This is a genomic window from Peribacillus frigoritolerans (genome assembly GCF_040250305.1).
GTDB lineage: Bacteria > Bacillota > Bacilli > Bacillales > DSM-1321 > Peribacillus.
Genome location: NZ_CP158190.1, coordinates 3,321,601 through 3,336,869, shown reverse-complemented (window position 1 = coordinate 3,336,869; position 15,269 = coordinate 3,321,601). Strand labels below are relative to the sequence as shown.

At 36.2% G+C, this 15,269-nt stretch carries 11 protein-coding genes; 7 read left to right on the top strand and 4 right to left on the bottom strand.

All coding sequences use genetic code 11. The features are described 5' to 3' along the window. The first annotated feature begins 25 nt into the window (after window positions 1–25). Entirely contained in the window at window positions 26–3,952 is a 3,927-nt protein-coding gene (locus tag ABOA58_RS16330; RefSeq protein ID WP_350299225.1) for a TIM-barrel domain-containing protein, read from the top strand. A gap of 177 nt (window positions 3,953–4,129) precedes the next feature. On the opposite strand, the gene ABOA58_RS16325 is transcribed toward ABOA58_RS16330, so the two are convergent. Beyond that, on the bottom strand, window positions 4,130–4,297 hold the full coding sequence (locus ABOA58_RS16325) for a hypothetical protein (protein ID WP_350299224.1): 168 nt from the start codon (window positions 4,295–4,297) through the stop codon (window positions 4,130–4,132). 365 nt (window positions 4,298–4,662) lie between these two features. Then, window positions 4,663–5,481, bottom strand: a complete 819-nt coding sequence (locus ABOA58_RS16320; protein WP_350299223.1) for a histidinol-phosphatase — start codon at window positions 5,479–5,481, stop codon at window positions 4,663–4,665. A 259-nt stretch (window positions 5,482–5,740) separates the two neighbouring features. Here ABOA58_RS16320 and ABOA58_RS16315 point away from each other — a divergent pair, with 259 nt between their 5' ends. From ABOA58_RS16315 to ABOA58_RS16305, 3 genes are all read left to right on the top strand, one after another. Further along, window positions 5,741–6,376 (top strand): FMN-dependent NADH-azoreductase, encoded by a 636-nt coding sequence (locus ABOA58_RS16315; protein ID WP_350299222.1) that lies wholly within the window; start codon window positions 5,741–5,743, stop codon window positions 6,374–6,376. A 418-nt stretch (window positions 6,377–6,794) separates the two neighbouring features. Further along, window positions 6,795–7,421: a fumarylacetoacetate hydrolase family protein gene (locus tag ABOA58_RS16310; protein WP_350302895.1), complete on the top strand. Its 627-nt coding sequence runs from the start codon at window positions 6,795–6,797 to the stop codon at window positions 7,419–7,421. 252 nt (window positions 7,422–7,673) lie between these two features. Continuing rightward, window positions 7,674–8,102, top strand: a complete 429-nt coding sequence (locus tag ABOA58_RS16305) for a MarR family winged helix-turn-helix transcriptional regulator (protein ID WP_350299221.1) — start codon at window positions 7,674–7,676, stop codon at window positions 8,100–8,102. A gap of 401 nt (window positions 8,103–8,503) precedes the next feature. Here the strand turns inward: ABOA58_RS16305 and ABOA58_RS16300 are convergent, their stop codons facing one another. Continuing rightward, a complete protein-coding gene (locus ABOA58_RS16300; RefSeq protein ID WP_350299220.1) occupies window positions 8,504–9,853 on the bottom strand; it encodes an MFS transporter in 1,350 nt (449 codons plus the stop codon). A gap of 333 nt (window positions 9,854–10,186) precedes the next feature. Next, on the bottom strand, window positions 10,187–10,981 hold the full coding sequence (locus tag ABOA58_RS16295) for an IclR family transcriptional regulator (protein WP_101222278.1): 795 nt from the start codon (window positions 10,979–10,981) through the stop codon (window positions 10,187–10,189). Between the two features lie 223 nt (window positions 10,982–11,204). On the opposite strand from ABOA58_RS16295, the gene ABOA58_RS16290 reads away from it, so the two are divergent. The 3 genes from ABOA58_RS16290 to ABOA58_RS16280 are packed head-to-tail and all read left to right on the top strand — an operon-like array spanning window position 11,205 to window position 15,252. Further along, on the top strand, window positions 11,205–12,572 hold the full coding sequence (locus ABOA58_RS16290) for a lyase family protein (protein WP_434547794.1): 1,368 nt from the start codon (window positions 11,205–11,207) through the stop codon (window positions 12,570–12,572). Between the two features lie 15 nt (window positions 12,573–12,587). After that, a complete protein-coding gene (locus ABOA58_RS16285) occupies window positions 12,588–14,108 on the top strand; it encodes an aldehyde dehydrogenase family protein (protein WP_350299218.1) in 1,521 nt (506 codons plus the stop codon). Further along, window positions 14,050–15,252 carry a Zn-dependent alcohol dehydrogenase gene (locus ABOA58_RS16280; RefSeq protein ID WP_350299217.1) on the top strand — a complete coding sequence of 401 codons (1,203 nt, stop codon included), beginning with the start codon at window positions 14,050–14,052 and terminating at the stop codon, window positions 15,250–15,252. Before ABOA58_RS16285 ends, ABOA58_RS16280 begins: the two co-directional genes overlap by 59 nt. Window positions 15,253–15,269 lie beyond the last annotated feature (17 nt).

The window sequence follows — 15,269 nt, the reverse complement described above, 5'->3', positions numbered from 1 at the left end:
TAATTTGTAAGGGAGGCATATTTTGTTGAAAAGAAAAATGAAGATTGCTAATCTTGAAAAATTTGCAAGCTTGTTTTTATTAGTCATCTTATGTTTAATAATAGTTCCTTTAACTGGTAAAGCCTCGGACGATAAAATCTTAAATAATTCGGCTGTTGCTAATGAAACGTATAAGAAAATTGGCCTGGTAACGAAAATCCTAAAAGACGGAAATGATGTTTATCTTGATTTTTCAACAGGTGAAAAAATAAAAATTAGTTTCCTTAAGGACAACCTATTTAGATTGCACTTGGACCCAGCAGGAGATTTTCCAGAATATCCGACTCCAAATAAACCTGATCACGTCACAAAAATAATTGAAAAAAGTGTGCGCGATTACAATAAAGAATACGGAAAAATAAATGTGAAGGTTAATAAAAGCAATGCCAATTTTTATAAGATTTCTACAAAATCTGTAGAGTTAAGAATTGAAATTGCTACTTCAAAGATGAGCTTATATGATAAAACAAAATCCCAAGTTCTTTGGAGTGAAAAAGAGCCGCTTAAATATAATGATGAAAAAACATTGCAAACTCTTGATACAAAAGAGAATGAATATTTTTATGGTGGCGGACAACAAAATGGATACTATTCCCATAAAAATACTTCAATAAATATTGCGATTGGTGGCGGTTGGGATGCAGGTGCTGCTTCCAGTCCAGTTCCATTTTATTTAAGTACTGAAGGATATGGTGTAATGCGTAATACGTTTAAGCCAGGAGTTTATAATTTTTCAAAGACAGCCACCTTTTCTCATGATGAAAAAAGATTTGATGCTTATTATTTTGTCGAAGATTCAATTCCAGAGATCATTGGTGAATATACGGAGCTAACCGGTAAAGCTGCTCTTATGCCGAAATATGGGTTTTATTTAGGAAAGGCGGATTGCTTTAATGGAACTCATAATGGTCATAAGGACCAAAGAACACTATTAAAAAATGGACTAAATAATTTAAATGAATATGGCAGTAATGATATGCCTTTAGGTTGGTTTTTACCAAATGATGGGTATGGTTGCGGTTATGGCGGATTAGATAATTTAAAGAGTTTTGTCAAAGAAGCTAATGCGAAAGATGTTGAGGTAGGTTTATGGACACAAAGTAATCTATATCCAGATCCCGGATTACCAGAGGATAGCCCTTTACGCAGAGATCTTGACGGTGAAGTTCAAGCTGGTGTAAGAGCAATAAAGACTGATGTTGCATGGGTTGGACAAGGTTATTCAATGGCTTTAAATGCAACTCGTCAAGCAGCAGAAGGAATACAAAAAGCAGAAAACTCCCAAGGGGCACGTCCTTTCGTCATTTCTCTTGATGGATGGGCAGGTACGCAACGTTATGCATCATTATGGTCTGGTGACCAATATGGAGGAGATTGGGAATATATTAAGATGCATATCCCAACTTACATTGGAGCAGGCTTATCAGGTAATCCGAATGTCGGTTCAGATATGGATGGTATATTTGGCGGAGATAAAGTCATCCAGACACGAGATTACCAATGGAAGGCATTCACTCCTATTCAAATAGATATGGATGGATGGGCATCGTCAGGTGACGATTATAGTAAATCGAAAAATCCTTGGAATTATGGAGAACCATATGCATCCATTAATAGAATGTATCTAAAATTGAAAGCTCAAATGATGCCGTATATTTATACGATTGCAGAAGAATCAACATCAAAATCAATGCCCATGATTAGAGGGATGATGTTAGAATACCCTGATGATCCAAATACGTATGGTACAGAAACACAATATCAATATATGTGGGGACCTAATTTATTAGTGGCACCAGTATATAATGAAAATGATCATAGAGCTGGTGTAAGAAACGGAATTTACCTTCCAGATGAAAATCAAATTTGGATCGATTATTTTACAGGTGATCAGTATAAGGGTGGGTCAGTCATCAATAATTTTAGTGCTCCATTATGGAAGACCCCTGTATTTGTTAAGGCTGGTGCTATTATTCCAATGTCACCTGAAAACAATTCCATTAATCAATTGGATGGCTCTGATAATAGAATATTTGACGTGTACCCATCGGGTAAATCAAAATTCACATTATATGAGGATGATGGGGAAACCAATGAATATAAAAAGGATAAAAACACTAGAACCAATATCACTTCAGATGTTAAAGGTGAAAGAGTTGTTATAACTGTTGGGAAGGCAAAAGGAAAAGGATATACTGGCATAGTCAGGAATAAAGGTACAGAATTCATTGTAAATACACGTAAAAATCCAAAGAAAATATCTGTTAAAGTTGGAGGTAAAGATGTTGTATTAAGAAAAGTCACAACTGAAGAAGAATACAAAAGTTCTGATAATGTATATTTCTTTAATGAAAATCCATCCTTTAATAAATTTTCTACAAAGGGTTCAGAATTTGAAAAAACGAAGATTACTACATCACCTAAACTCTATGTTAAGGTTGGGAAAACTAATGTTTCAGCAAATACCATTAAATTAATAGTAGATGGTTTCAATAATACCGAAGTTAAGGATGTAGTGGATGAAGCAGTACCAAATGTTCCAACAGGCCTGGGAGCAAAAGATGAAAATATTACGGATAAAAGTATCAAATTAAATTGGGATGAAGTTGATGGTAACAATACTTATGATTTATTGATTAATGGTGTAATCTATACAAATGTATTTAAGGCAACCGATGGTGAACAAGTACCTTTCTATGTTCATTCAGGTTTAACAGCTGATACAGAATATTCTTACAGAGTTAGAGCAGCAAATTCAAAGGGAGTATCAAATTGGAGTGATGAAGTTAAAGCTAGAACAAAGCTTGATCGATATCGAAACGTACCTAAGAATATGACAGCAAAAGTAAGTAGTGAACAACCGGGCAGTGAAGGGTCTAAAGCTGTGGATGGTGACGATAATACTTTATGGCATACTGAATGGTCTGATGGAAATGTATTGCCTCATACCTATGAAATTGATATGAAGTTAGCTTACCAATTAGATAAGCTAGAGTATCTTCCAAGACCTGATGCTGGAAATGGAACCATCTTAAAATATAATTTAGATGTCAGTTTAGATGGTAAAACGTACAAAAATATTATCACTAATGGAACGTTCGAAAGAAATAAAGATGTTAAAACCATTTCCTTTAACGATAATGTGACAGCTAGATACATCAAGTTGACAATTAATGATGCTGTAGGGAAATTTGGTTCTGCACAAGAATTTAGACCATATAAAAAAGATAAAACAGTTGGAACGGTTGTGGGTGAAAATATACCAAATGGTGCAATTGATGATGAAGATCTACTATTCTTTGCTAGCTACATGGGTGTTGATACAACAGATACAGCATGGAATCAGGTATCGAAGGTTGATATTAATTACAATGGGGTAATTGATGCTTATGATTTAATGTATGTAGCAGGACAGCTAGGAAAAACACCACTTATACCAACTGGTAGGTCAATTGCTGGTTTACTGGATATTAGACCTAATAAACAACAGTTAAAGGCAGGAGAAGAATTTTTAGTGGAAATAATTGGAGCGGAATTGAAGGATATCAATGCCTTTAATTTAGAGTTGAAGCTAGATCCCACTAAGTATGAATTGGTTAAAGAATGTCAACCAGAAGGTACATGTGATTCAAGTATTGTTCAACCAACCAATGTAACTAAGGGTATGTTAAATTACTCTATACTTGCAGGTATAGGAAATACAGAGCAGCGGATTATGGCGGCATTTTCCCATAAAGGATCTCAACAAACATTAGAGGGTAGAAATACATTAGCCACCATAAGGCTTAAGGCTAAAAAAGATATTGATTTTGATATGTCAATAACAAGGTCCTTACTGGTTAATACAGCTTTTGACTCAATTGATAAAATTGGAGAAGTGTTAATTCCAGAAGAACCTGGTGAGATAGACTAACCTGAAGAGCCAAAGGAATATCATTAACGAAAAGGGCGCTTGAATTTAATAAAAGGAAAGCACATATTAGACGTGACTAATATGTGCTCTTCTTTTTAGGAATTTATAATGTTTTAGGTCTTGAAATCTAATGCATTAAACCATGTTCTGAAGGTATATTGAATAAGGAAGTATAAATTAAAGATACCCATTTAATACTGTGCCAAAAAGATCGAATTCAGGATCTTTTGACGGAGTTATTGGAGGGGCTTCGGATCGCCCTATTGAAGAGTTGAAAACAGGCTTACCTTCATCTGACTCTACAGAGTTTTCGTCATTCTTTTTATACAATGGGTTATCGATCATACCCAAATCAACTCCTTTTAATAAGATTAACGAATGGTAAGTTATTAATTCCCTAAAGATATTGATTTTATGCTAAAAAATATTGCGATGACTGGGATTCGTTGAAATGAACGGGTAAAACTTGTAACCAATCGTTTATTAGGATGCATAATGATTATTTTATGTTCAAAAAAAAGATTGGTACCGATTCTTTAAGTGTAATGAAATTCCAAGCAGGATCATTATTGAAATCTGTACATTATTTTTTAGTGCATCGCCCTTCTTAGTAGCAAAAGGGTTGAAAAACATCATTCCTTCCCTCCGATACACATTGTTACAGGACTCTCAAGCTATTGGAAAAGTTCTATTCCTTTTGACAAAGAAGATCAAAGTGGAGTGAGAATCCTTTGCTTGTTAACAAAGTAAGCCCACTCAGAAAAGCCGATTTCCTTTAGTCTTTTTTTTACTAGTTCAAATTCATCACAAATACGTTCAGGTGTATGCGAATCTGATCCAAATGTTACCTTCACATTATAGAAAAGAGCTCGTTCTAAAATGTCATCTGCTGGATACCATCCACCACAATCTTTTGTTTTACCAGAGGTATTGATCTCAATGGCGATATCTTCTTGACTAATGATTTTTAACGTTCTTTCAATACTGTCTGTCTCAATGGAAGAAAAGGATGGGTAAAACCCTTTCATTGCATCAATATGGCCTAAGATTTGAAACACTCCGCTTTTTGCAGATTTCTGTATTAATTCATAGTATTCATCCTTTATTCTTGACTGTTCTTTAGAGGTCAAACCATTCCAACGCCCTCTTTTAAAAATGCTAATATCTTGAACATAATGAACAGATCCAATTATGTAGTCAAAAGGGTGTAAAAGATATTGATTACGGTAGACCTCAATGTGATCAGGGAAGAAATCACTTTCCATTCCTAATAACACGTGAATTTTGCCTTCATATTTTTCTTTTAAGCGAAGTACTTCTTCAATATAAGGGACAAGTTCACTTTTTGCCATTGCAATCGTCGGATAGAGATGATCGTCCTCGCTGTGAAAATATGGAGAATGATCGGAAATCCCAATATATTGCAAGCCGTATTCAATGGCTTTCTTTACATAATCCTCAATTGTACCGATAGCATGTCCACAGCGTTGATGGTGAGTGTGCAGATCAAATTTTATTGAATTCGTCATTTCCTTAAGCCTCCTAAAATGAACCAGATTGTTTTGTTTTATCATATCCAAAAATCACACTCTTTCCCACGAATTGAATTTCAATTGCCTAGGAAATATGAAAAAAGTTTTGTAAGTCCCCTCCAAACAAATTTCTTTTTAACAATTTAATCTTATACATACCAATTAAAGATATTTTAGTTCGAGTGATTGTATAAATGTTGAATATCCTAGGCAAACTTAAATGATCAAATATGTAAAAGGAAAGGAAGGATACAAAATGACAAAGGTATTGTACATCACGGCTCATCCTCATGATGACAAGCAATCTTACAGTATGGCCGTCGGAAAAGCATTTATTGACACTTATAAAGAAGTAAATCCTAACCATGAAATTGTGAATATTGACCTTTATAAAGAAAATATTCCTGAAATTGATGTAGATGTTTTCAGTGGTTGGGGGAAACTTCAATCTGGCAAGGGTTTTGAAGAACTCTCGTCGGAAGAGAAAGCGAAAGTAAGTCGGCTCTCAGAGTTATGTGAGCAATTCATAGCTGCCGATAAATATATATTTGTAACGCCTTTATGGAATTTTTCATTCCCGCCAGTATTGAAAGCATATATTGATTCCGTAGCTGTTGCAGGTAAATCATTTAAATACACCGAACAAGGTCCAGTTGGACTTTTAACGGATAAAAAAGCCTTGCATATTCAAGCTCGTGGTGGTATTTATTCAGAAGGACCGGCAGCTGAAATGGAAATGGGTCACCGATATCTAAATATCATAATGCAATTCTTCGGAGTGCCTTCCTTTGAAGGTGTATTCGTTGAAGGACATGCAGCAATGCCTGATAAAGCACAAGAAATTAAAGAAAATGCTATAGCACGTTCAAAAGATTTAGCTTCTACTTTTTAAATCAAAGAGTCAACAATTTGTTGGCTCTTTTTTTGTCATAATTAAATATAATTATGTGGATTTATTCTACTTCACCAATCATGGCGCATTTCTCTAAAAAAGGAGTATCTTGCATTAACTATCCAAAAAGTCGAATCACGATGAAAGAATTGGGGGAGAAAGTCCATTTGACTGGTCTGGCAGTGCATCTGGAGTTGCCAAATTAGAGGATAATGCAGTGATTGAGGGGTATACCATTTCAATTTGGATTTCTTTATAATAAGTATAACGGTTGTATAAAAAATCAGAAAAATATAAAATGTATTTAAATAAGAGTTTTTTTTCATTTACTGAAACAATCATAAAATTGTAATTTTGGAGACTATAAAACAACTACATTTCGAATCATTAAATTATTAAGAAAAGAGTGAGTTTTATGATGAAAGACATTAAAAATATCTATTGTGTAGGTCGAAACTATGCCTTGCATGCAAAAGAATTGAATAATGAAATACCAACTTCCCCTTTTTTATTTTCAAAACCGACTCATTCGCTCGTAGAAGCAAACGGTCAGTCAATTACGTTGCCGGGTAATCAGGGTTCCGTTCACTTTGAAACTGAACTTGTCATACATATCGCAAAACAGTTCGACTCAGGAATGAAAGTAGATGAAATAGTAGATTCCATGGCCATTGGGTTGGATTTAACACTTAGAGATGTTCAATCACAGTTAAAACAAAAACAGCATCCTTGGCTTTTGGCTAAAGGATTCAAAAATTCGGCAGTTGTTAGTGATTTTATTCCGTTTCCAGGTGTCGAAGCTTGTGAACAATCCGACTTTTCCCTTTTAAAAAATGGAGAGCGTGTACAAGTCGGAAATATTAAAGACTTACTTTTTGATTTGCAAACCATCATAGAATTTACAGCAGAGCATTTTGGGCTCGGGAAGGGAGATATAATTTTTACCGGTACTCCAAGTGGCGTCGGTCCTCTTTCAGATCAAGACAAGCTTTCACTTAACTGGGGTGGAAATGAAATAGGATCCTGTTTAGTTACAATGCGTTAATGAAAAAAAGCAGTCATTTTGACTGCTTTTTTTTATGGAATAACTCAATCTTAGACAAAAAGAAGAAACTCGTCTAAAATGAGAAGAACCATATAACATAGATGGAAACGGCCAATATGGCACGCACTTTTTCAAATAAGTTTGACCATTAAATTCTGGCTTTGGAGTATTTTAGAACTATTTATATGCCTTATGAAAATCAATTAAAGTGCCATATTTTAATTATATAGGATAGAACAGGGTGGAATGTGCATGAAAAACAACCAAGAAAAGAAGTATTTAGATAATTGGCTATCTCTTTCTAGTATTCAAATGAGCATTACGAATGAGCTGGAAAGTGCTTTGCAAAAAAAGCATAACCTGTCGTTAAAAGAGTTTTACGTTCTTTACTTTTTATCGAAAACAAGCGATAAACAATTGAGGCTACAACAATTACAGGAGATGGTAGGATTAAGTCAAAGTGCTATATCCAGGCTGGTAGTCAGGCTAGAAGCAAAAAGCTGCGGCGTATTACAAAGGCAAATATGCGAAGATGATCGACGAGGCATCTACACACGTTTAACCACATTAGGTGAAGAAAAACTACAAATTTCCTTAAATACTGTTCATGAAATTCTACACTCTGCTCTTTCAAAAGGAAATCTTCAAGATGAATTACAATCCTTAATCCAGAAATTATAATATGGTTCTTATAATTTTAAGTGATAAGTGAAGGCGGTTATTTCTATATAGCTTAGATAGGAATATACCTTTAGCCCAGTAAGGTAAATAAGATCTGATCGGTTGAGAAGTTGTTTAAGCTTATTTAAATGCACTCGCATGCATTTTGGTGGTTAAATGTAAGCGCATGCATATAAAGAGTGAATTTGTTTAAGAGTTAGGACATTTAAGAGTAGAGAGTGAATTTGTTTAAGAGTTAGGACATTTAAGAGTAGTTAAACAGTTGCTATGTATATGTATCCCATTTGTACATGAAAGCATGATAGAGGAAAGGTACTGCAGCATAATAGCCAGCTAGAAACAGTCACAATCTGTTCCTCTAGCTGGCACTTGCTGTTGTTTTTTAAAAATGCGTCATTCCTTTAAACTTTCTTTCCGGTATTGCTTGCATCACTAAGTGTAAGGGATTTAGTTTCGGGAGCCCAAGCTATTGATACAACTGCTCCAATAATAAGTACAGCTGTGAGACAAAACATTGTAAATTGGATTCCGAAATTTGCTATCCCCATTGGCAGTAGGAATGTACCGATTGCTGATCCTAATCTACTTATTGATGTTGCAAGTCCAACACCAGTAGATCTGATTTCTGTTGGGAAGCTCTCGGCTGGAAATACCCCAACCAAGTTGCTGACAGCAGACATAATCAAGGTAAAGACGGCAAAAGAAATTATCATCAGTACTGTTGCACTGCTAGGTAAAACACTTAATAGAGAAAGAGTGACGATCAAAACAATAAAAGAGGAAATTAAGAATCCTCTACGGGAAAATTTAACCGTTAACCAAATACCTAAAATTGCACCTACTATAAGTAGACCATTTAATAGGAAATCTGTGCCATAGCCTTCACTCAGTCCGATTGCATCGAGAATACTTGGTAAAAATGTGTAAATGGCGAAGTATGGGATAACGAGACAAACGAAAAATATACAATTGAAAGCAGTGCGTTTTCTTATATCTTTTCGGAATAAAGTTGCAATACTGCTATTCGTTTGTACTGGTCTTTCATCATCAAGTACAATATTGGGGCCGACATGCTTCTTGACAATTTCTCGGGCTTCATCAATCCGTCCTTTACTAATCAGCCACCTTGGTGACTCAGGCGTACCCATTCGCAAAATCAAAATGATTACAGCTGGAATCGCAGACGAAGCAAGCATCCATCGCCAAGCATCTGGTGCGGAGTCTACAGCGAGTATGCCAATCAAGTTTGCCGCTACGTATCCAAATGTCCAGACTACACTAAAAGATCCTAATAACACACCTCGATGTTTACGCGGTGAAAATTCAGCTAACATCGTGTGTCCTACGCTATAATCGCCTCCAAGTCCGATTCCAAGCAAAATTCTATAAAATACAAGTTCCATCGGGCTGTCTGCGAAAAACTGTAAAATGGATGCAGCGGTAATGACGATAAAACTAAAAACAAATATTTTCTGTCTTCCTACATAATCAGATATCCATCCTAAAACCAAACTTCCTAGAAAAAGCCCTATTAAAGCAGAACTTCCGATTAACCCGATCCAAAATGGCGTTAAATTCATTTGAGGTGTCAGCAAAGATAGAGCAAATGCAATAATCCCTAAAATATATCCATCAGTGAAATGAGCCCCGAACGTAAGACCTGCAATTTTAATATGAAATTTGTTTAATGGTGCATCATCTAATTTAATTACACCGACATTATCATTGAGTGCTGCATTATTGTTTCCCATTGAATCTCCTCCTGATTAAAAATTGTGCTAGACCGTGACGGTTACTTGAGAATTAAAAGTGGTATATGAAGCGGCTTATAGAGGGAAGCGTTTTCATTATAGGGGATTGTGGTTTGTTCATAATATGAACTTTAGGTGCGTTATATGAATATAACTGAATTATAATTGTATATTTAAGTTTTTGTCAAACTCTTTTAAAATATTTAAAATTTTCCGTTTAAATAAGGTGGTTGTAGAGAACCCACACACAAAAAGACGATGCCATCATTTACAATCCGTAAAATGACAGCATCGTTTTTTTATTTCAAATGCGGTTTTATAAGATATTATAGCTCATTCTAACTGGTCTTCGATTTTTTTAGCAGCGTCTAGCATCCGGTCCTTTAATTGTAATAAAGCTTCCTCTGTTAAGCGAAAACTCGGTCCACCTAGTGTGATGAAAGCAACTAGATTCTTTTTTTTGTCAAAGATAGGAGCTGAAATTGCATTTTCATTTTCATCAAATTCTCCAATTGATGTTCCAACTTTTTGAATATGAATTTTTTCAAGTTCTTTTCGCAGTTCTTCTGGATCCGTAATTGTATATTTGGAAAATGGTTTAAGAGTCTGCTCTAATAAAATGTTCAACTCCTCTTTAGGTAGCAAACTTAATAAAATCTTTCCGTTGGATGTGCAGTGTAAAGGTGATGTGGTATTTGAATAGTCAACCAGCCTAACACTATGATCGGTATCAATTTGATCAATAGTTAGAGTTCCATCATGCTTAGGAACACTAAGTAGTACAGTTTCACCGACTTCTTCTTTTAATTCTACTAGCGTTCTTCGAGCTCTTCGTATGAGAGCTCCATATTGATCATGTTGAGAAGTTAATTGATAAAGGGCATATCCGAGCTGATAGCCTTTTGAAACAGGATCCTTTTCCACAAAGCCTTGATATTCAAGTGTTCCGATCAAACGCCAGGCCGTGGTACGGTTCAGCTCTGCCTTTTTGGCCAAATCACCGACTGAAATGGGTGATGGACTTTCTCCGATAAACTTCAAAAGCAATAGAGCGCGTTCAACGGCCTGTACAGAAGAACTTTCTTTATTACTGGTTTGTTTTGTTGTGTTCTGATTATTATTTTCCATTTATTTATTATAGCGCAACGGAATAATGGAATGTCAATCATTTCTGGTTGTTGTAATAAAAAAATCAGTGATTTCACCATAATCAAATAAATCTAAAAATTCACTAATTATCATTGACTGATAATGTACTTGGTTCTATAATAGCGATATGTTCTTTATGTGAACTTAATGTTCGTTATGTGAACAAATATGCATCCGTCTTTGTAGAATAGAGGCTACATGGATAAAAGCTATTAAAATAGTAGGAGGGATTTCAATAAGTCAGAATGATAAGTTTGACAAACGTATAGAAAGAGATTGCTTTGGCAAGTTAGATATCCCCAAAAATGCTTTATACGGTATCCAAACATTGAGAACAGTAAAAAATCTATCTTTCTCGGGTCAATTATTAAAGAATTTTCCGGAATATATCGTGTCATTAGCCATGGTCAAGAAAGCGGCTGCATCAGCTAATCTGGAGGCTGGTATTTTAGCCCCTTCTATTGGGACTGCAATAGTAAATGCTTGTGATCAATTAATTCAAGGGGACTATCAAGACCACTTTATTGTAGATATTTTGCATGGAGGCGGTGGGATAGGTACGAATATGAATGTAAATGAGGTGTTAGCCAATTTAGCAAATGAATCTTTAGAAGTAGCTTTAGGTTCTTATACGCCTGTTCATCCCATTGAACATGTAAACGCTTCACAGTCCACATCGGATGTATGTCATACATCTATTCGTCTGGCAATCGTACGCTGTTTTGAAAGATTGGATCATGAATTAACAAAGATGCACGATACGATGGAAAAAAAATCACAAGAGTTTATTGAAATCACGACAATCTCACGAACTTGTTTACAGGATGCAATGCGCGTTCAACTAGGTGAGGTTTTCAGTGGTTATGCATCGGTACTCAAAAGACGTCACCATTCTTTAAAAGTATCCATCAAGTCATTGCTTACTGTTAATCTTGGAGCAACTGTCATTGGAAATGGCGTGGGTGCACCGGAAAAATATAAAAAAGTGGTCATTGGGAAATTACGTGAAGTAACCAATATGAATGTAGAATTACGTGATAATTTATTTGATGCAGCTCAAAACATCGATGACTTGGCCAATATGTCAAAGCAATTAAGTTTATTAGCAACATCTCTAATTAAAGTTGCTAAAGATTTAAGATTACTTTCATCTGGTCCAGAAGCAGGGTTTTCAGAAATAAACCTGCCATCTGTTCAGGCCGGCTCTTCCTTTTTTCCAGGAAAAGTGAATCCAGTCGTTCCTGAAACGATGATTCAAAGTTGTTTTCAAGTCCTAGGTTGTGACCGGGTTGTTCAAGCTGCATTGGAACATGGTGAACTAGACTTAAATGTTTTTGAAGGAATGGCTGGCGCCAATATATTGAATGGGCTAACTATGCTAACAAACTCTGCTCATTCTTTTACGGAGCGATGTCTAAAGGACATTACATCCAATGAAGAAAGATGTAGAGAACTTTCAAATACCTTTATTCCAGTGATCACGGAACTGAAGGAACGATTGGGTTATTCGGCAGTTTCCAAATTAATGATTGAACATGATCGGGAATCTATAAAAAAATTACTAGAATAATGGAGGTATAGACTCATGTCACTAGAAAACAAACCGTTTGAAGGAATTGAACAGCCAAAGCTGGAGTGGGCCCATGAATGGCTTAAAACAACGAAAAAACTATATATAAATGGAAAATGGGTAGATAGCACAGGCAATAAAGTGATCGAATCAATCAACCCAGCTAATGGAGAGATTTTAGGTGACTTTCAACAAGCAGAAGTGCAGGACGTCGATACAGCGATACAAGCAGCCAAAACTGCTTTAAAACAGGGATCATGGAAAGAAATGAGCCGAAAGGAAAGAGGAAAGGCATTACGGAAAATCAGCGAACTTATTCAGGATCATCATGCAGAGCTTGCAACATTGGAAGCGCTTGATAACGGAAAATTATATACAGAAGCCTATAACGATGATGTACAGGAAGCAGCAGATTTATTTGAATATTACGCTGGGTGGACAGATAAATATTATGGTGAAAACAATCCGGTTGAAGGTAATTTCTTAAGTGTCACCACAAGAGATCCAATCGGTGTATGCGGACAAATTGTACCTTTCAACTTTCCGATTCAAATGGCTGTTTTAAAACTGTCACCTGCCTTATCGATGGGAAACACGGTTATTTTAAAACCAGCGGATAAAACCTCATATTCTGCTATTCGGTTGTTTGAAATTATTGATGAAGCAGGAGTGTTGCCGAAGGGTGTAATTAATTTAGTTCTCGGAGATGGTGAGGTTGGTTCTTATATTAGTCGTCACATGGATATAGATAAATTATCGTTCACAGGCAGTACGAATATCGGAAAAAAATTAATCCACGACTCAGCTGATAGCAATTTAAAACCTGTAACGTTAGAACTTGGCGGTAAGTCACCTAACATCATCTTTAGTGATTTCCCGGATTTGGATGCAGCAATCGAACGTTCATTTTATGGGTTATTTACACATAAAGGTGAGAAATGTTCTGCACCAACCCGTTTATTTGCCCAACGTGAAATTTATGATGAAGTTGTCACGAAAATTGCCGAGTACGCTAAAAATTATAAATGTGGTGACCCATTCGATCCTAGGAGCGATCAAGGTGCACAAGTGTCCAAGGAGCATATGGAGTCTATCTTAAATTACATTGAGAGTGGTAAAAATCAAGGCGCCCGAATCGTAGCTGGAGGGGAACGAGATACAACGGGAACAAATGGGAAAGGCTATTTTGTTCAACCGACTATTTTTGCTGATGTTGATAATAAAATGAAAATTGCACAGGAAGAGATTTTCGGACCCGTACTCTGCATCATCCCATTCGAAACTGAAGAAGAAGTTGTCATGAAGGCAAACGATACTATTTATGGACTTGGGGCAGGACTTTGGACAGGTGATGCATCCCGTGCTCATCGCGTAGCAAACCAGCTCGAGGCGGGTATGGTTTTCGTTAATAAATATGGTTGCTATGACTTTGCTAGCCCATTTGGAGGTCTGAAGCAAAGCGGATGGGGCAAAGAATATGCCATTCATTCATTACAGGCTTTCACAAAAACAAAAGCTATTTGGTTCGCGTATTGAAAATTCACATAAAAGAGGGAATCGTACAATGAAAATAAATGCAGCTATAATGACTGAAGTAGGTAAACCATTATCCATTCAACAAGTAAATCTTAGTGAACCAAAATCGAATGAAGTACTTGTGAAAATCAAAGCAACAGGTGTATGTCATAGCGATTTAAATGCTTTGAATGATAAATCGACGCCAACACCTACTATTCTTGGTCATGAAGGATCAGGAATTGTCGAGGCAGTAGGTTCTAATGTTACAAGTGTCAAAGCTGGTGATAGAGTAGCTTTAAGCTGGGTTCCATATTGCGGGAAATGTGAATTTTGTGTAACAGGAGATGTGCATTTATGTGAGGCTGCATTTGGACCAATGTTTGATGGAACACTGCTTGATGGCACTACAAGGCTTAGTCAAGATGGTAAGCAAGTTTACCACAACTCTTTATTATCCACTTTTGCAGAATTTGCGGTTGTTCCCGAAATGGCATGTGTAAAGTTGCCAGATGAAATGCCTTTTGCACAAGCTTCGTTAATCGGATGCGGAGTGGCAACTGGTTTTGGAGCCGCAGTGAATGCAGCAGGTGTTACACCTGGTTCCACTGTTGCAATATTTGGTATTGGTGGCGTGGGTGTAAATGCAATTCAAGGAGCGCATATAGCAGGTGCATCTAAAATTATTGCCTGTGATGTGAAATCTGCTAATTTGGAAATTGCCAAACAGTTTGGTGCAACCCATACGATTAATTCAGCTGAAGTGGATGTCGAAGCTGCGCTGAAAGAACTGACAAGAGGTTTAGGTGTTCATTTTGCTATAGATTGCTCGGGTCATACTGTTGCGACCGAAAGTGCATGGAAGAGCACTAGAAAAGGTGGAACCGTGGTTGTCGTTGGCGCATTTAATCCAGAAAAAACATTGAACCTTCCAGCTGGAGGATTCCACAGAGTCGGTAAGGTATTAAAAGGAAGTTTTTATGGAGATACCCAGCCATTCCGCGATTTCCCAATGATTGCGCAAATGTATTTAGATGGAAAATTTAAATTAGATGAGCTAGTGTTAGATCGAATTGAATTAGAAAATATTAACCAAGCGTTTAACTCTTTCCAAGACTGCAATTGTGTCAACGTGGGAAGAGCAGTGATTGAGTTTAACGATTAATTTTCATACTTAATTCC